Annotated in this window: 20 protein-coding genes; 7 read left to right on the top strand and 13 right to left on the bottom strand. The window is 40.0% G+C overall.

All coding sequences use genetic code 11. From position 1 onward, the window contains the following. Positions 1 to 98 precede the first annotated feature (98 nt). A complete protein-coding gene (locus J7338_RS09900; protein ID WP_210796910.1) occupies positions 99 to 776 on the bottom strand; it encodes an HvfX family Cu-binding RiPP maturation protein in 678 nt (225 codons plus the stop codon). Positions 777 to 840: 64 nt separating this feature from the next. After that, entirely contained in the window at positions 841 to 2,802 is a 1,962-nt protein-coding gene (locus J7338_RS09895; protein ID WP_210796909.1) for an oxidoreductase, read from the bottom strand. Positions 2,803 to 3,020: 218 nt separating this feature from the next. Between J7338_RS09895 and sppA the strand changes: the two genes are divergently transcribed. Beyond that, positions 3,021 to 4,886, top strand: a complete 1,866-nt coding sequence (gene sppA / locus J7338_RS09890) for a signal peptide peptidase SppA (protein WP_210796908.1) — start codon at positions 3,021 to 3,023, stop codon at positions 4,884 to 4,886. A gap of 83 nt (positions 4,887 to 4,969) precedes the next feature. Beyond that, positions 4,970 to 5,980, top strand: coding sequence for an asparaginase (gene ansA, locus J7338_RS09885; RefSeq protein ID WP_149982498.1), 1,011 nt, complete (start codon positions 4,970 to 4,972; stop codon positions 5,978 to 5,980). 74 nt (positions 5,981 to 6,054) lie between these two features. On the opposite strand, the gene gndA is transcribed toward ansA, so the two are convergent. Next, positions 6,055 to 7,428 carry an NADP-dependent phosphogluconate dehydrogenase gene (gene gndA / locus J7338_RS09880; protein ID WP_210796907.1) on the bottom strand — a complete coding sequence of 458 codons (1,374 nt, stop codon included), beginning with the start codon at positions 7,426 to 7,428 and terminating at the stop codon, positions 6,055 to 6,057. Positions 7,429 to 7,830: 402 nt separating this feature from the next. Here gndA and pyk point away from each other — a divergent pair, with 402 nt between their 5' ends. Together pyk and J7338_RS09870 are read left to right on the top strand one after the other, a co-directional pair. After that, entirely contained in the window at positions 7,831 to 9,264 is a 1,434-nt protein-coding gene (gene pyk, locus J7338_RS09875) for a pyruvate kinase (RefSeq protein WP_210796906.1), read from the top strand. Positions 9,265 to 9,528: 264 nt separating this feature from the next. Next, a complete protein-coding gene (locus J7338_RS09870; protein ID WP_210796905.1) occupies positions 9,529 to 10,308 on the top strand; it encodes a thioesterase II family protein in 780 nt (259 codons plus the stop codon). Between the two features lie 133 nt (positions 10,309 to 10,441). Here the strand turns inward: J7338_RS09870 and J7338_RS09865 are convergent, their stop codons facing one another. From J7338_RS09865 to thrS, 6 genes are all read right to left on the bottom strand, one after another. After that, positions 10,442 to 11,266, bottom strand: coding sequence for a LytR/AlgR family response regulator transcription factor (locus J7338_RS09865; RefSeq protein ID WP_210796904.1), 825 nt, complete (start codon positions 11,264 to 11,266; stop codon positions 10,442 to 10,444). Next, positions 11,263 to 12,336 (bottom strand): sensor histidine kinase, encoded by a 1,074-nt coding sequence (locus tag J7338_RS09860; protein WP_210796903.1) that lies wholly within the window; start codon positions 12,334 to 12,336, stop codon positions 11,263 to 11,265. The genes J7338_RS09865 and J7338_RS09860 overlap by 4 nt, the downstream gene beginning before the upstream one ends. A gap of 173 nt (positions 12,337 to 12,509) precedes the next feature. Continuing rightward, complete coding sequence (gene rplT / locus J7338_RS09855; protein ID WP_008110477.1) at positions 12,510 to 12,872, bottom strand: 50S ribosomal protein L20; 363 nt, start codon at positions 12,870 to 12,872, stop codon at positions 12,510 to 12,512. Positions 12,873 to 12,887: 15 nt separating this feature from the next. Beyond that, positions 12,888 to 13,088, bottom strand: a complete 201-nt coding sequence (rpmI, locus tag J7338_RS09850) for a 50S ribosomal protein L35 (protein WP_004587840.1) — start codon at positions 13,086 to 13,088, stop codon at positions 12,888 to 12,890. Between the two features lie 208 nt (positions 13,089 to 13,296). Then, positions 13,297 to 13,860: a translation initiation factor IF-3 gene (gene infC, locus J7338_RS09845; RefSeq protein WP_215909054.1), complete on the bottom strand. Its 564-nt coding sequence runs from the start codon at positions 13,858 to 13,860 to the stop codon at positions 13,297 to 13,299. Between the two features lie 59 nt (positions 13,861 to 13,919). Beyond that, positions 13,920 to 15,830 carry a threonine--tRNA ligase gene (thrS, locus tag J7338_RS09840; protein WP_210796902.1) on the bottom strand — a complete coding sequence of 637 codons (1,911 nt, stop codon included), beginning with the start codon at positions 15,828 to 15,830 and terminating at the stop codon, positions 13,920 to 13,922. A gap of 258 nt (positions 15,831 to 16,088) precedes the next feature. Between thrS and J7338_RS09835 the strand changes: the two genes are divergently transcribed. The 3 genes from J7338_RS09835 to J7338_RS09825 all read left to right on the top strand — a co-directional run bounded on the left by J7338_RS09835 (position 16,089) and on the right by J7338_RS09825 (position 19,563). Further along, positions 16,089 to 17,102, top strand: coding sequence for an endonuclease/exonuclease/phosphatase family protein (locus tag J7338_RS09835; protein WP_210796901.1), 1,014 nt, complete (start codon positions 16,089 to 16,091; stop codon positions 17,100 to 17,102). Positions 17,103 to 17,168: 66 nt separating this feature from the next. Beyond that, on the top strand, positions 17,169 to 17,615 hold the full coding sequence (locus J7338_RS09830; protein WP_169021129.1) for a DUF3010 family protein: 447 nt from the start codon (positions 17,169 to 17,171) through the stop codon (positions 17,613 to 17,615). A 202-nt stretch (positions 17,616 to 17,817) separates the two neighbouring features. Further along, positions 17,818 to 19,563 (top strand): AMP-binding protein, encoded by a 1,746-nt coding sequence (locus tag J7338_RS09825; protein ID WP_210796900.1) that lies wholly within the window; start codon positions 17,818 to 17,820, stop codon positions 19,561 to 19,563. An 82-nt stretch (positions 19,564 to 19,645) separates the two neighbouring features. On the opposite strand, the gene J7338_RS09820 is transcribed toward J7338_RS09825, so the two are convergent. The 4 genes from J7338_RS09820 to J7338_RS09805 are packed head-to-tail and all read right to left on the bottom strand — an operon-like array spanning position 19,646 to position 25,469. Then, positions 19,646 to 20,575, bottom strand: coding sequence for an alpha-E domain-containing protein (locus J7338_RS09820; protein ID WP_210796899.1), 930 nt, complete (start codon positions 20,573 to 20,575; stop codon positions 19,646 to 19,648). A 1-nt stretch (position 20,576) separates the two neighbouring features. Beyond that, positions 20,577 to 22,031, bottom strand: coding sequence for a circularly permuted type 2 ATP-grasp protein (locus J7338_RS09815; RefSeq protein WP_210796898.1), 1,455 nt, complete (start codon positions 22,029 to 22,031; stop codon positions 20,577 to 20,579). Positions 22,032 to 22,074: 43 nt separating this feature from the next. Next, on the bottom strand, positions 22,075 to 22,953 hold the full coding sequence (locus tag J7338_RS09810; RefSeq protein WP_210796897.1) for a transglutaminase family protein: 879 nt from the start codon (positions 22,951 to 22,953) through the stop codon (positions 22,075 to 22,077). Continuing rightward, entirely contained in the window at positions 22,950 to 25,469 is a 2,520-nt protein-coding gene (locus J7338_RS09805; RefSeq protein ID WP_210796896.1) for a circularly permuted type 2 ATP-grasp protein, read from the bottom strand. The genes J7338_RS09810 and J7338_RS09805 overlap by 4 nt, the downstream gene beginning before the upstream one ends. Between the last annotated feature and the right edge of the window lie 115 nt (positions 25,470 to 25,584).

Raw genomic sequence — 25,584 nt, 5'->3', positions numbered from 1 at the left:
CTAATTAAAAAAAAGAAACTAGCATAGCATTGTAGGGATTGCTAAGAAACTTAGAAAGTTTGCGACGGACGTCGCAAACTGACAGGTAGAGATTTAGATTATTCGAATCTTTTCCGTAACCAGTGATCAAGGCTAACAAAACGGCCACCCCCGGTAAAAAATAAACTCAATAACATCGCAAAATAAATTGCTGAAAACTCAATGCCATTATTCAAAATGGACGGTTTGCCCTTTTCATAAAGGTAATCTGGGAAACCATGCTCTTGTACAAGCCCTCGAATTTTCTCAATCCGTTCTTTTACTTCACGGGAGTTATCTAAACTTTCTTTCGCACCGGGGATCGCCAACCAATCAAGTACTTGTGCAGCACTGGTATCTGGATCTGTCGGCGCAATCGCAAACCAGCCATTGTGCCAATGTACAGAGGTTGCGGCAACGACCATAGTAAACATCAGCGGTATGCTAACCAAACGGGTTAATAAACCAACTAGGAGCAGCCAGCCACCGAGAAATTCACTCCACCCAGCTAAAAAAGCCAGTAAATCAGGAAAAGGTAAGCCTAAGCCCCAATCTGGGTTACCAAACCAAGCAACAACATCTGGAGAAGCTAAAAAGAATTCAAAAAAACCATTACCATCACCACTGATATTTAGCTTGTTATAACCTGCGATGATCATAACTGGCGCCAGTATCAGTCTAAATAGTAAAGCAGGGATACCATCAAAAATGGCTATTTTTTGTAGAGAAGTTTTATAGAAAGTGATTAATGTATTCATCGTAGCAGTCTAGTCTTTTGAAATGTATTAAACAAAGACCGCTACGATTAGAAGTTTATTTCAGTTAAATTTTACGCGCGACCTGAAGCGCTTCATAAATAGCTCGTTTTGCATCAATTGCTGATGCTAATTTGGCCCCGCCAATTACATGTACTTTAGAATTATCGATTAACCCCGACATTAATTCGTTATTAGAGACTTGCCCGATACAGGCGATCACTGTATCAACAGGTAGCACCTGCTCCTCTCCTGCCACAGTAATTTTTAGACCTTGCTGATCAAAATGATGATACTGACAATCAGCGATCTGATTTACACCATGTTGCTTTGCAACTTGACGATGTATCCAGCCCGTTGTTTTACCAAGCTCACTGCCAAAACGCCCGGCACTGCGTTTTAGCATAAACAATTGACGATTATCTTTATCTGGACTTGGCTGACACTCAATTCCCCACTGCGATTTAAAATCAGCAATACTTTGATCTTTATGTTCACTTAAAAAAGCAACCATATCAAAGCCAATGCCGCCGGCACCTAAAATTGCAATCGATTGCCCTAATTCAACTTCACCACGAATAACTTCATCGTATGAAAAAACACGTTTATTATCCGCGCAGGTAAAGTTTGCCTCACGCGGGCGCACACCCGTTGCAAACACCACGTCATCATATTGCTCAAGCATTTTATCGGTAAAAGCAGTATTGAGTGTTACCGTGACCTTTAGGCGTTCAAGTTCATTAATAAAATAACGCAAGGTATGATTGAAATCTTCTTTACCAGGAATTCGCATCGCTAAATTAAATTGGCCGCCCATATCTGTATTTTTATCAATCAGCGTTACCGTATGGCCTTTTTGCGCTAAGTAGCAACTGGCAGATAAGCCCGCAGGCCCAGCACCTACAACCAACACATTTTTAGCCTTGTTGGTCAGCTCAAGAGGATAATCTAGCTCAAACCCCGCTTGAGGATTCACTAAGCATGTTGCTCGTTTACCTTTAAATACATGATCTAAACAGCCCTGATTACAGCCGATACAAATATTAATGTGTTTACTTTGTTGTGCTTGGTATTTATTAAAAAATTCTGGATCGGCTAATAGTGGTCGTGCCATCGAGATCATATCGGCATCCCCTGCGGTTAAAATTTCATTGGCAATCTCGGGGGTATTAATACGATTTACAGCAATGACAGGAACCGCTACCACTTCCTTTAAACGTTTTGAAGCTTCTTTAAATGCACCTGCTGGCACCATACTCGCAATAGTAGGTACTCGTGCTTCATGCCAGCCTATGCCTGTATTTAAAATATCAACTCCAGCCTGTTCTAACGCTTTGGCTTGGATCGTAACCTCTTCAGGTGTTGACCCATTCGGAATTAAATCCATTACCGATAATCGAAAGATAATTAAAAATTCTTTATTTACTTTTGCCCGAACCGCGTTGACAATCTCTAATGCTAAACGCATACGGTTTTCTAAGCTACCACCATATTCGTCCGTGCGTTTATTGGTATGCGGTGCCATAAACTCATTAATCAAATAACCTTCTGAACCCATTACTTCAACGCCATCGTAGCCAGCCTTTTGTGCTAAATAAGCGGAATGAGCAAAGTCTTTGATGGTTTTTTTAATTGCACTGAGCGACATTGCTTTGGGTTGATATGGGTTAATAGGTGCTTTAATTGCACTGGGTGCTTGATTAAATGGATGATACGCATAACGTCCAGCATGTAATAATTGTAAGCAAATCTTACCGCCGTGTTGATGGACAACATCAGTGTATGCACGGTGCTTAAACACATCATAATAGCTATTAAAAGACGATGAGATTGGGGTTAATTTGCCACGCAAATTAGGACTGTAGCCCCCCGTAATGAGCATTGCAGTACCACCTTTAGCGCGCGCTTCATAAAAAGCACGCAGGCGTTTTCGGTTATGCCATCCCTCTTCAAGCCCCGTGTGCATTGAGCCCATTACCAAACGGTTACGTAGCTTTGTGTGTTTCAATTGTAATTGTTGTTCTAACATCCTCTGCCCCAATGAACTGGTCTAACCTCTATACATTAACCAATTTTGCTCGATTGGCAAGCAATAAGCAACAAAAGCGATAAATTAGCTAATATTTTCACATTCTCACGGTTAAAACCTTGCTCATAAATACTTAGTTACGATTTAACAGTTAAATTAATTTTTATTCTGGGCTAAGATGGTGACAGATATAAGTTGTACCAGACTAAGGATTTATTTTGATTGCAAAGCTATTTAAAGGACTGTGGGCAGGAATTAACTTTTCTCGTCGTTTAGTCCTCAATTTTTTATTTGTGTTACTCGTTATTCTTTTCATTGTTTCAATCGCAAGCGATGACAATGAAATCAATGTAGCTGACACATCGGTGCTCAGGCTAAACCTCAATGGTCCAATCGTAGAAGAAAAAGTTTACGTCGATCCAATTGAAGCTGCCATCAATGATGCAACACAGAGCAACGACGAGCCGGCTGAAATTTTACTTGATGATATTATCGAAGTAATTGATCAAGCCACTGAAGATAAACGCATTAGTGTGATTTTGCTAGATTTACAAAAAATGCCTAGCGCGCATTTAAATAAATTAAAACAAATCACTCAAGCGTTAGAGCGGTTTAAAGCGAGCGGTAAAAAAGTAATTGCCTCTGGTTATTATTACTCACAAGCACAATATTACCTTGCTGCGCACGCTGATGAAATATCGATGCACCCTTATGGCGGTGTAGAGATCCAAGGCTTTGGCATGTACCCATTGTATTTTAAAGATGCCCTTGAAAAACTCGGTATCACTCAGCATATTTTCCGTGTTGGTACATTTAAATCGGCTGTTGAACCGTTTATTCGTAACGATATGTCAGATGCAGCAAAAGAAGCTAATAATGTATGGCTAGGTGCATTGTGGAAAGAATACAAACAAGACGTTGCCGCTGTGCGCCCATTTGATGAAGCAAACTTTGACGAAACAATGGACGTGTTTCTGGCAAAAATGCAAGCAGTTAATGGTGATTCAGGTAAATATGCATTAGAACATCAATGGGTTGACTCTTTAAAAACCAATCAACAAGTGCGTCAAGAGTTAATTGCCTTAGTAGGCACTGAAGAAACAGGTAAAACCTTTAACCAAGTATCATTTAAAGAATATCTCTCATTAGTTAAACCGCCGCTTGAGTTTGATAACCCAATGACAGAAAAAGTCGCTGTTGTGGTTGCTCGCGGTACAATTTCTGATGGTGAACGCAAAGCCGGTGAAATCGGTGGTGACTCTACAGCCGCACTACTTCGTAAAGCACGCTTAGATGATAAAATAAAAGCGGTTGTACTTCGTATTGATTCAGGCGGTGGCAGTATGTTTGCCTCTGAAGTTATTCGTGCTGAAGTGCTTGCTCTTAAAGCAGCTGGTAAACCAGTGGTTGCTTCAATGAGCTCAGTAGCAGCTTCTGGCGGTTATTGGATTGCCTCAGCAGCTAATGAAATTTGGGCCGCACCTAGCACCATTACTGGTTCAATTGGTGTATTTGGTAACTTTATGACCTTTGAAAATACTATGGCTAAATTAGGTGTTTATTCAGATGGCGTTGCCACAACTGAAATGGCAGGCCTATCAATCGCTCGCCCCCTTAATGAAAAAATGGCGCAGGTCATTCAACTAAGTGTTGAAGATGCTTATCAACGTTTCTTAGAAGTTGTTGGTGAAGCGCGAAACATGACCCCTGAGCAAGTTGACAGTATAGCACAAGGCCGTGTTTGGATTGCAAGTCAAGCGCAAGAGCTTGGCTTAGTTGACAAATTAGGCAATAAGCAAGACGCTATCAAAGCGGCAGCGGAACTGGCTAAGCTTGATTTTTATGAAGTTAAAACCATAAAACAGAGTCTATCGGCGGAAGAGAAATTAATCCAGGATATTTTTGGAAATGCATCGATTAGATCGCTGATTGGCTCACAAAGTACGCTACAAAATGCACTCTCAAACCAAGCATCTATCAATGGTTTAGTTAAGCAATTAACAACTGAGGTTGAAGGTCTAAAAGATTACAACGATCCGCAAGGCATTTACGCACGTTGTTTAGTGTGTAATATTTCACAATAAGTAGTGTATAGGCTTTAATCGCAGGCTGTAATCACAGCAACTAACCGTTATACTAAGCCCAGTTTTTTTACTGGGCTTTTTTTATGAAACGTAAACGTATTTATATCGCATACACTGGCGGTACGATTGGGATGAAAAAATCGAGTCGAGGCTATATTCCCGCTGAAGGTTTTTTAACACAAACCGTAGAAAACAATGCAGAGTTTAATCGTGATGAAATGCCCTTATTCGATATTCATGAGTATTGCCCGCTGATTGATTCGTCAGACATGTCCCCTGCTCATTGGCAACTAATTGCTGACGATATAAAAAGTAAATACCAAGATTATGATGGCTTTGTCGTGCTTCATGGCACTGATACCATGGCGTATACCGCATCGGCTTTGTCCTTTATGTTTGAAAACTTAACAAAGCCAGTGATAGTGACAGGCTCGCAAATTCCACTGTCGCAATTGCGCTCTGATGGCCAAGTGAATTTACTTAATGCGATGTATTTAGCGGCTAATTATCCAATTGCTGAAGTCAGTTTATTTTTTAATAATCAATTATTTCGCGGCAATCGTGCGACAAAAGCACATGCCGATGGCTTTGATGCCTTTGCATCCCCTAATCTAGACCCATTAGCACTGTCAGGAATTAATATTCAATTATTAAAAGGCCAATTGAGCCCGTATGTTGAAAATGAGCTACAAGTCACCAACATCACGCCGCAACCTATTGGTGTTTTATACTTGTATCCAGGGATCAGTCATGCTGTAGTTAAAAGCTTGGTAAACGACAATATCAAAGCCCTCGTATTATTGAGCTTTGGTGTGGGCAATGCACCACAAGATCCAGACTTTTTAGAGATCCTCTCCAGCGCAAGTAAGCGCGGTATGGTGATCGTTAATTTAACCCAGTGCTTAAAAGGGCATGTAAATATGGGCGGCTATGCAACTGGTAACGCATTACTTAACATTGGTGTGATCAGCGGTTACGATATGACCTTAGAGGCATGCTTAACTAAATTACATTATTTATTTAGCCAAAAGCTTGAAATTGAAACTATTCGCCATTTAATGCAAGACAACTTGCGTGGTGAGTTAAGTAGATAAGCTGAACTCTGGCAACTTTTAAACTAAAAAGGCACACTAAATAGCGTGCCTTTCATTTAAACCTAGTGGTCTAATTAACGTACTTTCGCGTCAATCTCTACTAAATCAGTTAAATGGCAAACTTCACCACTATGAGTTTTAATGCCATGCTCACCAAAATAATCTCGCTGTGCTTGTACTAAATGACCATTGCTTGGTGTCGTCAACGTCGCAAAATACGTTTGCGTTGAGCTAAGTACCGGAAATGCTAATCCAGTCATCATTGCTTGACCTGTTATTTTACGCAGCGCTAATGACTCTTTTTCTAAAGTGTCGATAAACTCAACACCTTCAGCGATATTATCTAAGTAATCAGCGCGGATAATACAACCAGCACGCCATGTTTGCAGTGTTTTAGATAAATCGACTTTCCATTGATGTGCTCGTGATGCACCTTTTATCAGCGCAAGACCTTGACGATAAGCCAGTAAACTTGCAAACAAGAAGGCATCTTTAAGTTCATCTAAATCTAATTCAACCTGTGAAGTTGATTTAGCTGCATACGTCATTTCTTTCGCTGCATGTGTGTCACCCGTATTGGTTAAGTGACGCGCTTGCACAGCTGCAACCAATGAAGGAACGGCGATACCCAGCTCTAATGCATTTTGTGCCGTCCACAAACCCGTGCCTTTAGCGCCTACTTTATTATCAATCAAATCAACTAACGCTTCACCCGCATCGGTTTCTAACGATAAAATATGACTTGAGATAGATAATAAATAGCTATTGAGTGCGCCTTCAGACCATTGATTAAAAATCTCTGCAACTTCATGTGGTGTACGGTTTGTACCTAAACGCAGTAATTGATACATTTCAGCAATTAGTTGCATTAACGCGTATTCAATACCATTGTGTACCATTTTTACAAAGTGACCACTGGCTGATTGACCAACACGGGCAAAACACGATTCGCCTTTGTAGCTTGCCGCTACTTTTTCAAACCATGGCTCGACACGCTCCCAGCCACCTTCTGAACCACTTGCCATCATCGCAGGACCATGACGCGCGCCTTCGGCACCGCCAGAAATGCCCATAGTGGCAAATTCAAATTTATTTTGATATTTAAGTTTACGCGATATGCCGTCTTTATAATTACTATTGCCGCAATCAACAATAATGTCGTCGCAATCAACGCCCGCTTCAACTAATTCGTTACACACTTTATCAACTAACTCACCTGCTGGTACTAATAACAAAACTGAGCGAGGCGGCGTAAGCCGTTTTACCATATCACCTAAATCAGACACAATGTGCAGACGATCTGCCATGCCTTGTAATTTAGCACAGCTTAATAGCTCTTCGCCCGCGTCTGGGTTTTTATCATAAGCTACTAGCGTCATACCCTGTTCTATCAAGTTCAGAGCAAGATTTTTACCCATAACGCCTAACCCGACTAATGCAACTTGCATTTAGTGTCCTCCTCGGTAACAACTATTGGTTAGTAAATGAAAATAATACCGCGCGCATTATATACCCAAGCCACGTAAAAATGCGAGCCTAGACAACAGATACAACGCTTTGCGCAAGACAAACACGCAAGATACAGTGATTATATCAAACAACCGTTCCCTCGGGCGATAAATTTTCCTGATATGGATTACTGGGTCGAGCATTGACGAAAACTGACACCGGTGTCATAATGAAGTTATAATTTTTTTGTATAAAATAATGGCAGCATGGTAAATTACATTACTTTCAACAATCTATTAGCTGCCTGTAAACTGTATTATGCGTGTTAGTTAAAATGGCACCTATTAATAACGAAAAACCGTCAACCTGCTTACAATTTAATAAGCCTACAGGAGAATTTGATGCTTAGACGCACAAAAATAGTCGCGACCCTTGGACCTGCAACCGATCGAGATAACAATTTAGAAAAAATAATTCGTGCCGGTGCAAACGTAGTGCGCTTAAACTTCTCACACGGGATTGCACAAGATCATAAAGATCGCGCTCAAGCTGTGCGTGACATTGCCAAAAAACTAAGCAAGCACATTGCTATTTTAGCTGACTTACAAGGCCCCAAAATTCGTGTATCGACATTTAAAGATGGCAAAGTAACGCTATCTGTTGGTGCAAAATTTATTCTTGATGCAAAAATGGAAAAAGGCCTAGGCGATATCAACGCCGTAGGTATCGATTATAAAGAATTACCACAAGATGTTGCCCCTGGTGACTTACTGCTTTTAAACGATGGTTTAATTCAATTAACAGTAGTAAATGTTGAAGGCCATTTAGTGCATACCACAGTAACTGTTGGTGGCGTGTTATCTAACAATAAAGGCATCAACCGCTTAGGTGGTGGTTTAACTGCTCCAGCCTTCACTGATAAAGATAAAGAAGATTTATTAACTGCAGCAGAAATTGATGTTGATTATATCGCAGTATCGTTCCCACGCAGTGGCGACGATATGCGTTATGTGCGTTCACTAGCTGAAGCGGCAGGCTCTAAAGCACAGCTTTTAGCTAAAATTGAGCGTGCTGAAGCCGTTGAAACGGTGGAAGCAGTTGATGATATTATCCTTGCCTCAGATGCGGTGATGGTTGCTCGTGGTGATTTAGGTGTTGAAATTGGTGATGCTGCCTTAATGGGTAAACAAAAACTCATTATTCGTCGCGCTCGCTCACTTAATCGTACCGTGATCACAGCAACACAAATGATGGAATCAATGATCGATAACCCAATGCCAACCCGTGCCGAAGTTATGGATGTTGCTAATGCTGTACTTGATGGTACTGACGCAGTAATGCTATCGGCTGAAACAGCGACTGGCGATTATCCAGAAGAAACGGTGGCAACAATGGCGCGCGTTTGTTTAGGGGCAGAATCACAAAAAGAAACTCACGTTTCTAAACATCGCTTAGACAGCCGTTTTTCATCAAACGCTGAATCAATTGCATTGTCAGCTATGTATGCGGCAAACCATTTAGATTCAGTAAAAGCGATTATTACTTTAACTGAATCAGGTAGCACAGCAAAATTAATGTCACGCATTAGTTCCGGTTTACCTATTTATTCATTGTCTCGTCATGCCAGTACGCTTGGTCAAACAGCCTTATATCGTGGTGTTTACCCGGTATTCTTTGACTCAACACAATGTGAAAAAGAGAGCATGGTAAAAGATGCTCTTAACACTTTAGTTGCAGCAGGTTCATTACAATCTGGTGATACCGTTATTATTACTCACGGTGATGCTATGGAAACGGTTGGTGCAACCAACACCATGAAGATTGTCACTGTATAATCGTTGACGAGGGTAACATTTCCTGTTGCCCTCTCTCCTTTTATCATTCAACTTCCAGAGGAATAATCTACAAGTAAATAGATTAAACCCCGTCCCAAGGGGCGTGATCACTCGAATATCATAAGTTGATTTGTCACCATGTCTACTTACAATATTAGCAAAGAATCCATCCAACCAAAACTCACAATAGATTTCTTTTTTTTCGATAACACGATAGACTATAAACATATTTTAAAACCCAATAATTCGAAAAAGGATATTAAAATGAATTACTTATCAAAAAGTCCGTGGTTATATATCCCAAAACCCAACGTTAATGCACACGTAAAGTTAATTTGCTTTCCCTATGCAGGTGGCAGTACCAGATCATTTAGCAATTGGGTTAAGATTCTACCTGACTACGTCGAGTTAATAATGATCGCAATGCCTGGCCGTGGAAGCCGATTTAGTGAGGCGTCAGCAGATTGTATGGATACGTTAACAGATACATTGCTTAACGAATTAAGTCCTCATCTGAGCCATGAGACTATATTTTTTGGTCACAGTTTAGGCGCCAGAGTCGCTTTTGAAGTGTACCGCAAACTGAAAAAGTCTGGCGTCCAAGGCCCTTGTCATTTTATTGCCTCAGGCAGTGCAAACCCAGGTAAAGACAGAAGTGCAGAAAACACCCACTCGTTAAGCGATACTGACTTTATAAAAAAATTAAGAAACCTTAATGGTACACCACCAGAAGTTTTAGAAAACGAAGAGTTAATGACCCTCTTTATACCTGTTTTGCGTGCTGACTTTAAACTCGCTGATACTTATTGTTACAACGGCTCAGAACAACTTCCTTGTAATGTAACTGTATTTATGGGCCTAGATGATGAGATCTCAGAGCAAGAGCAACTAGCATGGCAGCACTTCTTCAGTGGTCAATTGACATTCAAAAAGTTTAATGGCGATCACTTTTTTATAGATAGCCATAATGAAATTGTTGGCAATGCTGTGTGTGATCTTATTCAAGAAATATTCATAGATAAAACATTAACACATGTTGGCTAAGCGAAAGTCTGTTAAAGGTTTAAAAGGCTCTTATTTATAAATGTCAGTTTGACGAGTAGCACAACTCGTCAATTTGCTATCAAATCAAAAATACACTAATTAATAGCAGTTATCCTGAATCTGTTGCAAACGCTTAATTTGCTAATGCAGCTTTAACCTTATCGCGATAGCTGCGACTTACTTTTAACTCTTGACCGTTATCAAGCACTAATAAATACTCACCGCTTACCTGAGTAACAAGCTTGCTAATTTGCTTAGTATTTACAATCGCACTACGGTGGACACGAACAAATAGCTGTGGATCAAGCTCTTGCTCTAGTTCTTTCATGGTTTTTCGTAAGATATGCGTTTGGCCATCTTGACAATGTAAACACATATAGTCACCTGCGGCATCAACCCATTGAATTGTCGCTACAGGTACACGAATTATTTCACCCTGCTCTTTCACCGCTAAAGATTCTGGGTAGCGGCGATCTGTTAATGTATCGCCTGTTGCCAGTTTTTTCAAAATCTCTTCACAATTATTACCAGTAATTCCAGCTACAAAACTCGCCAATTTCTTTTTATGGGCGTTGTCTTGTTGCGTCTTTAAGTAGGTATGCACTTTTTCTACCGCCTGTTTTAGTCTGTTGTCGTCGACTGGTTTAAGGATATAATCTAAAGCATGGATCTCAAATGCTTTGACTGCGAACTGATCAAATGCGGTTACGAATACAATAGCAGGTAAGGCTCTGACACTTTCACTAAGTGCTCGGGCAACCTCAAATCCATTCATTCCAGGCATTTGAATATCTAAAAAAACTAAATCTATTTTACCTGCTTGGCATGCATCGATTGCCTCTTGACCAGAGTTACATAGTTTAATGACTTCGATATCATCAAATTCCGCCAACCTTACAGCTAACCCTCTACGGGCTAATGGTTCATCATCGACAATCAGGGTCTTAATCTTGCTCATTTCTTCACAGCCTTCTCAAACGGAACGCGCAGATTCACTTTCAATCCACTTGGCGTATTATGTGATAATACAAACGAATAGTTATTTTCATACAAAGTTTTCAGGCGGTCTTTGGTATTTGCCACCCCGACACCTTGTGAATTAACTAATTGGCCATTAAGTAATTCAGTACCAGGGCCATTATCGCCTACTTCCAGTAATAGTTCATTAGCAAAAACTTGTGCTTTAATATCAATCACCCCACCTTCGCTCAGATGAGCTATCGCATATTTAATCGCATTTTCGATGATCGGTTGCAATATTAAACTCGGCACTAATGCATTTTTTGCTTCATCACTGATTTGCACATTCACTTGCAACCGTTCATCAAAGCGTACTCGCTCTATTTCAAGATAAAGCATCAGTGCATGCAACTCTTGTTCAAGTGGTACTTTTTTTATCGGATCGGTATTGAGTGTATAACGTAAAAAGTCACTCAATTTCGACACCATTAAATTAGCATCTTTATTCTCTTTTACCAAAATCAACGTAGATATAGCATTAAGAGTATTAAATAAAAAATGAGGGTTTAACTGATAACGTAACATTTTCAGTTGTGCTTCATGCGCCATCGTTGTTGCTTTAAGGGCTTTTTGGCGCTCACTTTGCAATAGCTGATAATATTTAATGCCAAAATACAAACCACTCCAACAAAGAATGATATAAACCGAATCTAAGCCTTGTTGCAGATAATAAAACCATTCTGTGGGACGATAACCATGGCGATAAATCTCCCATAAATTAAACTTTTGTATTACCGCCCATAAAGTACCAGTAATGTACGAAGCACCGAACACCACTAACATTAAAACCCAAGGCGATGCATTCCAAGCTTTGCGATACATATAGCGCAATGGCACAGTCATTAAACATCCGGCGTAAGCGTTGAGTACGATCACAAACACATAAATATCGCGCATCTCAAAGACTTTAGAGCCAATGTAGTTAACAAGTGCATAACCGACCCAACCCGCAATCTGTAATACCCAGAAAAAGCGTTGGCGGTTATCAACTAAGGATTGCCAATTCAAAATAGTTAATTACCTCATTTATTTGTAATTATTATATAGTGTTAGCGCGGTCGGGATCACTACCGACTATCTCGCTTTTCACGAGCCTTACCGCAAATAATTGTTGCTGAAAACTTTATTTTAGCCACAAAAAAAGGAGCCATAGGCTCCTTTTTAATACTTATTTTAAAAGCTTAAGCTGCCGCTAGGCCTTCTTTTGCTTTTGCAACAAGCGCTGCGAATGCAACTTGGTCATAAACAGCGATATCTGCAAGGATCTTACGATCGATTTCTACAGATGTCTTTTTAAGACCATTGATAAAACGGCTGTAAGACAGACCATTTTGACGTGAAGCAGCATTGATACGTGCAATCCATAATTGACGGAAAGTACGTTTCTTCGCACGACGGTCACGGTAAGCGTATTGACCCGCTTTAGTAACAGCCTGGAAAGCTACGCGGTAAACACGTGAACGTGCTCCGTAGTAACCTTTTGCTTGTTTTAAAACTTTTTTGTGACGTGCACGTGCGACAACGCCGCGTTTAACTCTTGCCATTTCTAAAAACCCCTATTAAGCGAATGGTAACATACGTGAAACTAGACCATGGTCGTTCTTATGAACCATCATCTTAGGACGTAGGTGTAACTTACGCTTAGAAGTTTTCTTAGTCAGAATGTGACGAAGATGCGCTTGTTTACGCTTGAAACCGCCAGAAGCAGTCTTTTTGAAACGCTTAGCTGCGCCTCTGTGACTTTTTAGCTTATAAGCCATTGCAATAACTCCAAATGTATTGCTTTAAAATTAGTAAGCAGGCGTGAGATATATTGCTATAGCTCCACTTTTAGGCCTAACTTACTGCCATATTCCGGTGAAAACCCAACATAAATGCTGCAGTTTTACTTTAATACCGGTTAGCACAGGTGAATATTTTCATATTACTTGGTGACCTGAGCTAAATTCGCTGCGTATCTTAGCTTGTTTATTGCTTTTTAGCAACAGGCGCCATCATCATAACCATTTGGCGACCTTCAACACGATTAGGGAAAGACTCAACAACTGCAAGCTCTTCTAAATCGCCTTTGATACGGTTTAATAATTCTATACCAATTTCTTGGTGGGCCATTTCACGACCACGGAAGCGGATGGTAATTTTAGCTTTATCGCCAGCTTCTAAGAACTTACGTAAGTTGCGAAGCTTAACCTGATAATCACCTTCATCCGTACCAGGACGGAATTTGATTTCTTTTATCTGGATTTGCTTTTGCTTCTTCTTCTGCTCTTTTAGTTCTTTGCTTTTTTCAAAGATGAACTTACCGTAGTCCATGATTCTACAAACAGGCGGCTCAGCATTTGGGCTAATCTCTACTAGATCAACACCAGCGGCATCAGCCATAGTTTGCGCGTCTTTTAATGACTGAATTCCAGCTTGCTCGCCTTCGATGTCAATTAAGCGAACTTCTTGAGCTGTAATTTCTTCGTTAATACGATTTTTTTGGGCTGTTTGTTGCCCTTTCTTGCCGCCTCTAATAGTACGTTCCTCCAAGAATATCAAATAATAAGCGTGTAGTTAGCAATTAAATGTATGCCCTACACGCAGAGTTTTTATAGTCGATTTTTAATTTCTTCGCTAATTTTAGCGACAAATTCATCAACATTAAATTTGCCCAAGTCTTCACCTGTGCGGGTACGTACAGCAACTTCTTGTTGTTCAACTTCTTTATCACCAACAACAAGTAAATATGGGATACGTTTTAATGTATGTTCACGGATTTTAAAGCCAATCTTCTCATTTCTCAAGTCAGCAGCGGCTCTAATTCCAAGTTTATTTAATTTTTGTACAATTTCCTGCACATAATCCGCTTGTTTATCAGTGATATTCATAATCACCACTTGCTTAGGTGCAAGCCAAGTCGGGAATAAGCCCGCATATTCTTCTGTAAGAATACCGATAAAGCGCTCGATAGAGCCCAATATTGCACGGTGGATCATAACAGGTGTACGACGTTCGTTGTTTTCAGCAACATAAGTTGCCCCTAAACGCCCTGGTAATGCAAAATCTAGTTGCACTGTACCACACTGCCACGCTCTGTCTAAGCAATCGTACAAAGTAAATTCAATTTTTGGGCCGTAGAAAGCACCTTCACCCGGTAAATAATCAAATTCGATGTTATTTTCTTTCAGTGCGTCAGCTAAAGCAAGCTCTGCTTTGTCCCACATATGATCTTCGCCAATACGCTGTTCAGGGCGTGTTGACAGCTTAACCACAATTTTTTCAAAGCCGAATGTTTCGTACGTATCGTAAACCATTTGGATACACGCAGATACTTCGTCCATGATTTGCTCTTCAGTACAGAAGATATGCGCATCATCTTGAGTAAAGCCACGTACACGCATTAAGCCATGCAATGCACCTGATGGCTCATTACGGTGACAACAGCCAAATTCAGCCATACGCAGTGGTAGATCACGGTACGACTTTAAACCTTGATTAAAGATCTGTACGTGACCTGGGCAGTTCATTGGTTTGATCGCATATTCACGCTTTTCAGATTCAGTGGTAAACATTGCCTCTGAATATTTTTCCCAGTGACCTGATTTTTCCCACAAAGAACGATCCATCATCATTGGACCTTTTACTTCTTCGTACTGGTACTCGCGTAACTTTTCACGCACAAACTCTTCAAGCTCACGGTAAATGCTCCACCCATCGTTGTGCCAAAATACCATGCCTGGTGCTTCTTCTTGCCAGTGCCATAAATCAAGTGCTTTACCAATACGACGGTGATCGCGCTTTTCGGCTTCTTCTAAACGTTGTAAGTAAGCCTTAAGTTGCTTTTTATCGCCCCATGCAGTGCCATAAATACGCTGCAACATTTTATTATCTGAATCGCCACGCCAGTAGGCACCTGCTACTTTCATTATTTTGAAATGTTGGCAAAAACGCATGTTCGGTACGTGTGGGCCGCGACACATGTCGATGTATTCTTCATGATGATATAATCCTGGACGGTCATCTTTAGCGATGTTTTCGTCAAGGATTTGAATTTTGTACATTTCGCCACGCGCTGCAAATGCATCACGGGCTTCTTGCCAGCTTACGGTTTTCTTAACCACGTCGTAGTTTGTTTTAGCAAGTTGCAACATGCGCTTTTCAATAGCTTCTAAGTCATCTTGACTCAGAGAATGTTCCATATCAATATCATAGTAAAAACCGTTATCGATGGTAGGACCAATTGCCATTTTTGCCTCAGGAAACAATTGCTTGACTGCATGACCAAGCAAGTGAGCACATGAGTGACGAATAATTTCAAGGCCGTCATCATCTTTTGCGGTAATGATTTCAAGGCGAGAATCGTCTGTAATTAAATCGCAGGCATCAACACGGGTGCCATTAACACGACCAGCAATGGTTGCTTTGGCGAGGCCTGGGCCAATATCGTTGGCTACATCAAGAGTGCTTACTGGGTTTTCAAAACTACGCTGACTACCGTCAGGGAGAGTAATAACTGGCATTATAAATCCTTACTACAGTGGTGACGCCTACAATGCATCACATGTATTTATTAAATTAAAGTGAATAACTCTACAACGCTTTTACGAATAAGCATTGTTAATTTTAACCATCACAGGTTAATGTATTTGTTGAGTCTTACCAAACACAAGCAGTTATTGTCGCGTTTGGAGCCACTAAATACAAGTATTTAGCCAGACAAATTGACAAATAACCCTCGCATTTCATACTTAATTTAATTTCAGCTGTTGGATCACCTAATGACCACGCCTAATCGTATCCGTTTTGCCACGTTAAATTTACTTAATTTTGCGGCGCCACCTTACTCTTTTTATCAATTGCATGAGCGTTACAACGCCACACAATGGCGACAAAAACAGCAATTCATTACTGACTTTTTACAGCAAAGCCAAGCAACGGTGGCCGCTTTCCAAGAAGTGTTTAGCCCCAAACAATTAGCAACTTTGTGTAAAGAACAAGGCTATGATTACTTTGCTACTGTTGCCAGTCCGCGCAGTGATAGCCTCTACCCACAGGTGTTATTTAACCCTGTGGTGGCAATTGCCGCAAAAATCCCTTTTCAGGCGTGCCACGAACTCACCCCGTGTCCAGAACTACTTGAGTATTTAAATAATCAAAATGAATTTAAATTTAATCGCACGCCTATTAAATGCAGTTTTGATGTACCTGAATTTGGTGATTTAACTTGCTATGTGGTGCACTTTAAATCACAACGGGTGCATTCAATGGCGCATATTTTGAATATTCACAACCAAGACGATCCTTTATTAAATCTATTACAACAAACCGTTGGCATGATGCAATCGCAAATATCACGCTCATTGGAGGCTTCTATTGTTTATTATGATGCGCTAAAAACCCAACGTGAAAAAAACTGTGCAACATTAGTAATGGGAGATTTTAACGACAATATTGATAGCCCAGCGCTGTCATTTATGACCCAAGGGTTTCACCCTACTCGTTGCGAACCCTGTTTAGAGCTTGAACAACCCATTGTAGGGTTAACAGATTCGTTTGAATTAAGTAGCGAAGCGGCAAATGGTAAAATAAAACCAGCGACACATTACTACCAAGGTCGCGGTAATGTGCTTGATTATATTTTAACCTCAGGACACTTTAATGCTAATTGTGCATTATCACGAATAAAATCGTTACACTATTTAAGTTTTGATAAACACTTAAATCCAAACCAAATTGATGAAGATATCTGCGTAAGCGATCACAGTGGCATTGGGATTGAAATCGGTTTTTAAAATGCACTGTTTTTAAGGCGTTTAATTGATATAATGCTGCTCAAATTAGTTATTTAGAGAATGACAATGAGAACATGCGGTGTAGAAATTACCGGTAGTGACGTACTACTGTGTATTTTAACAAAAGATAACGATGTATTTGATATACGAGATATTCGCCAAACTCGCTTTACCTTAGGTAATGGTAATGACACTGAAGTAATGCGTAAATTCCAATTTGATTTTGCAAAACTGATGCAGGACTATCAAATTGACTCCGTTGCTATTCGTCAACGTGCCCCAAAAGGTAAGTTTGCCGGCAGTGCAAACGGCTTTAAAATGGAAACCGCGATTCAATTAATTAAAGAACTCGACGTACACTTATTCACAGTGACCGAAATTAAAGAGCAATTAAAACGTAATCCTATTCCTATTGATTTCGCTGAAACGGGGCTTAAAAAGTACCAAGAAAATGCGTTTGTAAATGCATATGTACATTTAATGAAAAAAACCTACCGCAGCGAAGAGCTTTAATTTTTAATTAGAGTTCGATTTATAATCAGATACTACGCTAGTGTGTACTGCAATGTTTTTGTTGTAGCTACAGCTAGCGTTTTTTATTGCCTAATATTTATCATTTTTATTACTACATTGGTCGTATAGCGCTTTCATTTGTCGACAATTTGTGTTTTTCTAATTGAAGTAGACTCTCACAATATTGACACGGAGACCGTACATGCAAATAAGTAACAATAATACAACTGCAATCGATGCGAATAAAACAGTCAAAGATACAACGGGCTTAGAGCATAGCTACTATAAAGGAGCACAAAGCCCAGCATTGATCAATAAAACCATAGGTGATTACTTTGACTCCATTGTCGACAATAACCCAGACCACCCTGCAATAGTGCTGCATCATCAAAACATTCGTTTAAGCTATAAAGAATATCAGCAGCAGATCAACCAGCTGGCAATGGGGTTACTGGCTTTAGGTGTAAAACCAGGTGATCGTGTTGGTATCTGGTCACCTAACAACCTTGAGTGGTGCTTAACCCAATTTGCGACCGCCAAAATTGGCGCCCTCATGGTCTGTATTAACCCAGCGTATCGTCCAAACGAACTACAATTTGCACTAAATTCAGTCGAGTGTTCAACTCTTATAACGGCTTCGAGTTTCAAAGCCAGTAATTACCTAAGTATGCTCAATGAATTACTGCCTGAACTTGCCGCTGCAGAAGCTGGACAACTGCAAGCAAAAAACCTCCCCTATTTAAAAAATATTATTCGCATTGGTGATGAGCCTGCCGCTGGCATGTTTAGTTTTAGTCAAGTTATGGCAATGCCAACTGCCGTCCACCGCGTTGAACTCAACGCCATTGGTGCAGCTTTGCAACCAGATCAAGACATCAACATTCAGTTTACCTCCGGCACAACAGGCAACCCTAAAGGCGCTACGCTCTCCCATAAAAACATTTTAAATAATGGTTTTCTTATGGCTAATGCAATGCGCTTAACTGCAGACGATAAGCTGTGTATTCCAGTGCCGTTATATCACTGTTTTGGAATGGTATTAGGTAATTTAGTATGTATAAGTAAAGGAGCTACGGCAGTATTTCCAGGAGATTCTTTTGATCCAACAATCACGCTTGAGGTGGTTGAAAAAGAACGCTGTACTGCACTGCATGGCGTACCTACGATGTTTATTGCTGAACTGGAACTAAAAGATTTTGCTCGTTTTGATCTATCAAGTTTACGTACCGGTATCATGGCAGGCTCTACGTGTCCTGAGCAAGTAATGCGTAAAGTACAATCGCTGATGCATATGAATGAAGTTGTTATCGGTTACGGCCAAACGGAATGTAGTCCAATCAATAATGCCACGGAGATTGACTCATCCATTGAAAAACAAGTTACTACCGTCGGTCGCGCGCTGGCGCACACAGAAGTAAAAATTATTGACGAAGTGGGTAATATACAAAAAATAGGGCTTGCTGGCGAAGTATGCAGCCGTGGTGCGGGTATTATGCGTTGCTATTGGAATGATGAAGAAAAAACCGCCGCAACTATCGATAAACAAGGCTGGCTACACTCTGGTGATTTAGGTGTAATGGATGCGGAAGGTTTTGTTGCAATAGTGGGCAGAATTAAAGATATGATCATTCGTGGTGGCGAAAATATCTACCCGCGCGAAATTGAAGAAGTACTTTACACTTACCCTGGCGTGCAAGATGCTGCTATTTTTGGCATCAGTGACGACAAGTACGGCGAAGAAGTATGTGCTTGGGTGAAGCCTAAAGATGATACCGTGTTAACAGAGCAAGAAATTCGCAGCTTCTTAAAAGATAAATTAGCTTATTTTAAAATACCAAAACACATTCAATTTGTTGAAAGTTACCCTATGACGGTTACCGGAAAGCTACAAAAGTTTAAAATGCGCGAACAAATGCAAACACAATTAAAAGACAACGCGTTTTCATAATTAGCCAAAGCTCATATTAGTTAATAACGCCCAATGTAATTTAAAACCTTGGGCGTATTATGAGATTAATAGCTTAACAGGTCTATTCTGGCGGTTTTAAAAAATACGTTTGCGCTAATGCATTATGAATGCCCGCTAATTCAATTTGGATTTGATCCATATAATTGTGTAAATGACCATTTTTAAGTGCTCTTACATCTTCAGCTTTCAATTGTTTTATTACTGCTTCTATTAAATTAATAATATCCGTAGAGTTTGGCAAAGGTGAAATCAGCGTTTTCAGCTCTATTAAGCAAAACAAAATTGACCGTGGAAATACTTCACTGTGCATCACAAACTCTAATACATCGGCACGCTGTACTCGAACCCCCATCTCTTGTCGATACATTTGATAAGCACTAAGCGAGCGTAATAAGCTGATCCACTGAATATTTTCATAAGGTTTTGCTTCATCACTGGTGATCAACGTTTCTGAACGAATGTCTAATATTCGTGACGTCATATCAGCACGTTCTATTAACGATCCAAAGCGAATAAACGTAAAACCATGATCATGATTAATGGTCGCATCTAAGGCACCAAATATTTGATGGGCTGATTCGATGATTTTCTTTAGATAAGTAAATCGGCCACGCTTAGCAAGTCCTTCTTTTTGATTATCTTTTACATAGTAATAAAGGGAGTTAATTTCTTCCCATACATCGCGAGGCATCACGTCTCGAATGGTTCGCGCGCTCTCTCTTGCATAGATAATAGAATTTAAAATAGACGAGCCATTATCACTGCCAACAAGCAAATAACGCAGCGCTTTTTGCTCTGTGTAATCAGCGTGTTTATCTTGATACGCCTGACGCGCACCAATAATATCTATTAATGGCTCCCAGCCTGTACATACGCCTTTAGGTAAATCCAACATCAGCATGTTGTTGACATTAATTAACCGTGCAACATTTTCTGCACGTTCAACGTAACGAGCTACCCAATATAAAGTTTCACCTACTCTTGATAACATATTATTTAGCCTCTTCGTCAACAATCCAGGTATCTTTACTACCACCGCCTTGAGATGAATTTACCACTAATGAACCTTTTACCATCGCAACACGGGTAAGGCCACCTGTAGTGATCTGTGTATCTTTACCTGACGACAATATAAACGGTCTTAAATCAACGTGACGCCCATCTGGCTCAGTGCCGTCAAGGGTGGGAACCGTTGATAAAGCAAGGGTTGGTTGGGCTACCCAATTCCGTGGATCGGCTTTTATTTGTGCAATGGTTGCTTGTTGCTCTTTTTTAGTGGATTTAGGACCAATCAATAAGCCATAGCCTCCCGACTCGTTTGCAGGTTTGACGACTAGTTTATCGATATTTTTAATAACGTAATTACATTCTTTAGGATCTAAACATTTATAGGTTGGCACATTTTCTATCTTGGGTGCTTCATCCAGGTAATATTTTATTATATCAGGTACATAGGCATAAACCACCTTATCATCCGCAACCCCTGCACCGGGGGCATTGACTAACGCCACATTACCTTTCGACCATGCTCGCATTAAACCGGGTACACCTAATTGTGATTCAGGTAAAAAAGCGTCGGGATCTAAGAATAAATCGTCGATGCGTCGATAAATGACATCAACGCGTTGCAAGCCTGTAATTGTGCGCATATAGACACAGTCGTCTTTTTCGACTACTAAATCGCGCCCCTCTACTAATTCACAGCCCATCTCTTGAGCAAGGTAACAATGTTCAAAATAGGCGGAGTTAAATACACCGGGTGTTAATACAACCACTTCAGGTTTATCGTCTGGACGAGGTGACATTGCAGCTAACATATCAAACAATTGTGAAGGGTAATCATCAACAGGTAATATTGATACTTGTTCGAATAACTCAGGGAAAACACGTTTCATCACTGAGCGGTTTTCAAGCATGTATGATACCCCTGATGGCACGCGTAAGTTATCTTCGAGTACAAACATAGTGCCATTTGCATCGCGCACTAAATCAGAGCCACAAATATGTGCCCATATATTATTTGGCGGAGTAATTCCAACGCATTGAGGGCGAAAGTTAACTGACTTTTCGAGTAAGCCTTTTGGAAAAATACCGTCTTTTATTATTTTTTTATCATGGTATAAATCATGTATAAACAGATTCAACGCTTCAACACGCTGTTTTAAACCTACTTCAATAGTTTGCCATTCTTTTTTACCAATAGTGCGCGGAATAATGTCAAACGGCCACGCTCTATCGATCATATTGCCTTCATTATAAACAGTAAACGTAATGCCCATTTCTTTTATGGCTAAATCTGCAACAGCTCGGGCTTTAACTAATTCTTCTTCAGATAAGCTAGAAAAAAACTGTGCTAACTGTTTACCGTGCGTTCGAACATTTCCTTGTGCGTCTATTAATTCATCAAAAAAGCCATTTGTTTGATATGCTTTCCAGTCAATTTTCATACATCCTTCCGCCTTATCCATAATTAATATTGAATTGTTTTAATCACTCCAATCGAATCATATCAACCGCTACATCAAGCAATTGTGTACCACCACCAAAAACAACACCTTTCAAAGGAGTAACATCAGAAAAATCACGCCCAACAGCAAGTGTTATATGCTGATCATTAGGCATAACATTGTTTGTTGGATCAAAGTCTACCCAACCAAACCTTGGCACAAACACAGAAAACCATGCATGGGTCGCATCTGCACCTTCTAGTTTTTCTTCACCTTCGGGAGGCATTGTTTCTATATACCCGCTAACATAACGTGCCGCTAAACCCATACTACGTAAACACGCTATAGCAAAATGTGCAAAATCTTGGCAAACACCCCTTTTTTGTGCAAACACAACACTCAAAGGCGTACTGATCGTGGTAAACCCAGGATCATACTGAAACTCATGAAAAATCCGCGCCATGAGATCTTTACAGCCACAAATCAAGCTAATATCAGCTAAAAACGACGTTAAAGCGTATTCCTTTATCCCCTGCACAAAAGGAGTATATTGAGATGGTAAAATAAACTCCGATATTTTTAACAGCTGGTAAGTATTTGGCTTTGCAACGATATCGCGAGCCTCTTGCCAAGGCATATCAGTGTCGGCAAGGTTAATATTGGCACTTAATAAAAGTTCCACTTCACTGGTCATAGTCACTTTCAATTTTTTATGTTGTGTGGCTATTTCAAACGCTGTTACTTTATTATCAAAATAATCCGTAAATTCTTGTAGATAATTTACTGGCGGCTCAATATCTATACGGCTACTGTGGCATACCTGAGCACGATTTGTTTTTGGTGTTAACCGTGCTTGATTTTGGCACAGACTAACAAAATCGGCATAACTGTAAGTTGTAGAATGCTTTATTTTATATTTCACGATTGAGCTTGCCCAATATTAGTCCAATTCAATTTATTCGCCGTTTGTGTATGAGAAAAATACTGCAACAATAATACGTCACAAAAGGTATTTAAGTTCAGACGAATATTATGGTTAAACTCGATTAACTGTTTTCGAATTCCAGCGTCTGTCCTTTGCAGATAATCTTTTTCTGTGACGTAGCAACTAGTTTTAGAAAGTAAAATTGCTTTTTCATGTGCTGCTATCACTCCCTGTCTGCGTTTAGTCGGTAAATGCTTGCATAACTGGTTTATTTGCTCTAACTGAAAAAGCAATGAACGTGGATATTCGGCATCAAGTAATAACAGCTCAAGCCCAGTCCCTATACTTTGATACATTCTGTAGCGGCGCTTATGGGTCACTAAGCTGACTTGACAGCTCAAAACCGCTTCGAGTAAACCAAGCTCTTCAGCTTGCTCAAGTTCTTGGGTTAATAATGCCCCTGTTAATGAGGTAATTTGTAAGCTTCGCTCAACTCTGCGACCCATCTCAAGTAAAAACCAGCCATTGCTGTTTGGCATACAATCCACTAACGAGCCATTAAAGGCCATGATCAAACCAATCACTTTATCTAAAATACTTTGCATCGCATGTGATGAAATATTGATATTGATATGCTTTAGCACTTTAACTTGTTCATTGATTTCATCAATAATACGACGACTATCATGGGACAATAATTCTTGGATCTGTACTGATGCATTCGCTAAATAATGCAACGTATTTATTATGCTACCCGCGCGTAGCTCATCAGCGAGTAAAGCAAACGCTGTTTGCTTAGACACTGCGCTGTCAAATTCTTCAAGCTTGATAGCTTGCTCTACATAAGGGTAAACAATATGCTGAGCGCTGATAGCAGCCAATAAACGAGCAACAGTACTGCGGCGTATTAAATCTGGATAAATGGCCAGCTCAGTGTAGCGATCAATAAAGATACGTAATATTCTTATGGTATTTTCACAGCGCTCTAAATAACGACCGAGCCAAAATAAATGTTCTGCAGTACGACTTGATATAACCCCTTCAAGTAAGCTTACATCCATTCTTTTTTTAATTGGTGTTGGTACACTTGGCTCAGTTAAATCAATATCTTTACTGGTATTTATCCAAGTATCTTTGAGCCAACCAGCCCCCTTAACGTTAGCACTATTTTGATAAGAGAAACACAGTGCCGATGGCAGCACTTCGATGTCATTTTCTGTGATTAATACGTAACACCTAAATACCACCGGTTTTGCAATTAACTTACCGTCATCCCAAAATGGTGCGCTACTAAATGCGGGCTTATCTTGAAAATAATAATCGCTAGGTTGCTTAGTTATAAGTTGTTTAATTTTATCCGCGTCTAAATGGCCATCAAGTGTTAGTTTAGGATCTTTATAACTACCAAACACTAACTGTGACCAATCCGATGATTTAACATCTTCAATGCTGTGGTACTTAGGGCAATCTAGTAATAATGGTTGTTGTAAAAGTTGCTCTGACAGCTGGGCTAAATTACATTGTATTGCCGGTGATGAGAGTACCCCGCTACCAAAAGGATTTAATACTTTTACTGAGCCCTCACGTACAGCTTGTAATAAGCCTGGAATACCATGTAACGAGTACTGTGTTTGTTCAAGTGAATCGATGCTTTGATCTGGGATCCAACGTAAAATCACATTGATTTTCCCCAACCCTTGTAATGACTTTAAACACACTTCGCCATTACGGACAGTTAAATCAGCGCTTTGCACTAAAGTATAGCCAAAGTAAGTAGATAGAAACGCATGCTCGTTGTAATTTGGATCATCGATCCCTTGAGTTAAAATAACAATGCGAGGATCATCCATATAATGAATAAACTCGTTAATGCCTTCTTGAAAAAAATTCAAAAACTCTTTAATTTGTTGCACGTTGCATTCAGCAAATTCTTCAGCCATAACGCGCCTAGCTATAATGCGGTTTTTAAGCAATAGCCCTAGACCTAACGGACATTGGCAATGATCAGCTAAGACTTTAAATTCACCCGATGGTGCGCGATACACATCAACTGCGGTAAAAAACAATTTAAGCTCATCACTTGGTAAGCTAAATCCTTCACGTAAGTAATGATTATTTTGGTACAGCTGCTGCGGTGATATTTGCCCACTCAAAAGCAGCTTTTGCTCAGAATAAATATCTTTTTGGATCTTATTAAGTAATAAAGTTCGCTGTTTTATACCTTGCTCTAACGTATTCCAATCTGCTCGAGAAAACATAAAAGGCAGTGGATCGAAGTGCCACTGTTGATTATTCTCACTTTTAATATTGCCATTTTGCAAAAGTTGCGTAATTTCAATGGCACGACTACTGACATCTTCAGCGGTTAAACTTGCTAAACGATTAAATAAAGTATCCCAGTGCTCAGGATTTAAGCCACTGTGATCTGCCAATTCATCATGACCGTGGCGTTTATCAAGGTATAAAGACAACCAATTAGGCAACTCCGGCATCGCATTATTATTAATGTACAAGCTAAAAGCGCTCCGCTATGAAAAGTAAACTATCATTCTAGTCCTATTTGCTAATAATTATATTAACAAATACGTCTGTTAAATAATGACTCTACTTTGCGTAATGTCAAAGTGG

This window comes from Pseudoalteromonas ostreae (assembly GCF_018069805.1).
Taxonomy (GTDB): domain Bacteria; phylum Pseudomonadota; class Gammaproteobacteria; order Enterobacterales; family Alteromonadaceae; genus Pseudoalteromonas; species Pseudoalteromonas ostreae.
The sequence above is the reverse complement of the archived record's forward strand: the minus strand, read 5'-3'. Positions and strand labels throughout refer to the sequence as shown.

What these genes read in the sequence shown, in the direction of transcription:
- rpmI (WP_004587840.1), bottom strand. Translation starts at nt 13,088, where the DNA reads ATGGCTTATAAGCTAAAAAGTCACAGAGGCGCAGCTAAGCGTTTCAAA.
- J7338_RS09870 (WP_210796905.1), top strand. Translation starts at nt 9,529, where the DNA reads ATGAATTACTTATCAAAAAGTCCGTGGTTATATATCCCAAAACCCAAC.
- ansA (WP_149982498.1), top strand. Translation starts at nt 4,970, where the DNA reads ATGAAACGTAAACGTATTTATATCGCATACACTGGCGGTACGATTGGG.
- thrS (WP_210796902.1), bottom strand. Translation starts at nt 15,830, where the DNA reads ATGCCAGTTATTACTCTCCCTGACGGTAGTCAGCGTAGTTTTGAAAAC.
- J7338_RS09820 (WP_210796899.1), bottom strand. Translation starts at nt 20,575, where the DNA reads ATGTTATCAAGAGTAGGTGAAACTTTATATTGGGTAGCTCGTTACGTT.
- rplT (WP_008110477.1), bottom strand. Translation starts at nt 12,872, where the DNA reads ATGGCAAGAGTTAAACGCGGCGTTGTCGCACGTGCACGTCACAAAAAA.
- J7338_RS09900 (WP_210796910.1), bottom strand. Translation starts at nt 776, where the DNA reads ATGAATACATTAATCACTTTCTATAAAACTTCTCTACAAAAAATAGCC.
- J7338_RS09835 (WP_210796901.1), top strand. Translation starts at nt 16,089, where the DNA reads ATGACCACGCCTAATCGTATCCGTTTTGCCACGTTAAATTTACTTAAT.
- J7338_RS09825 (WP_210796900.1), top strand. Translation starts at nt 17,818, where the DNA reads ATGCAAATAAGTAACAATAATACAACTGCAATCGATGCGAATAAAACA.
- pyk (WP_210796906.1), top strand. Translation starts at nt 7,831, where the DNA reads ATGCTTAGACGCACAAAAATAGTCGCGACCCTTGGACCTGCAACCGAT.
- J7338_RS09865 (WP_210796904.1), bottom strand. Translation starts at nt 11,266, where the DNA reads ATGAGCAAGATTAAGACCCTGATTGTCGATGATGAACCATTAGCCCGT.
- J7338_RS09815 (WP_210796898.1), bottom strand. Translation starts at nt 22,031, where the DNA reads ATGAAAATTGACTGGAAAGCATATCAAACAAATGGCTTTTTTGATGAA.
- gndA (WP_210796907.1), bottom strand. Translation starts at nt 7,428, where the DNA reads ATGCAAGTTGCATTAGTCGGGTTAGGCGTTATGGGTAAAAATCTTGCT.
- J7338_RS09830 (WP_169021129.1), top strand. Translation starts at nt 17,169, where the DNA reads ATGAGAACATGCGGTGTAGAAATTACCGGTAGTGACGTACTACTGTGT.
- J7338_RS09895 (WP_210796909.1), bottom strand. Translation starts at nt 2,802, where the DNA reads ATGTTAGAACAACAATTACAATTGAAACACACAAAGCTACGTAACCGT.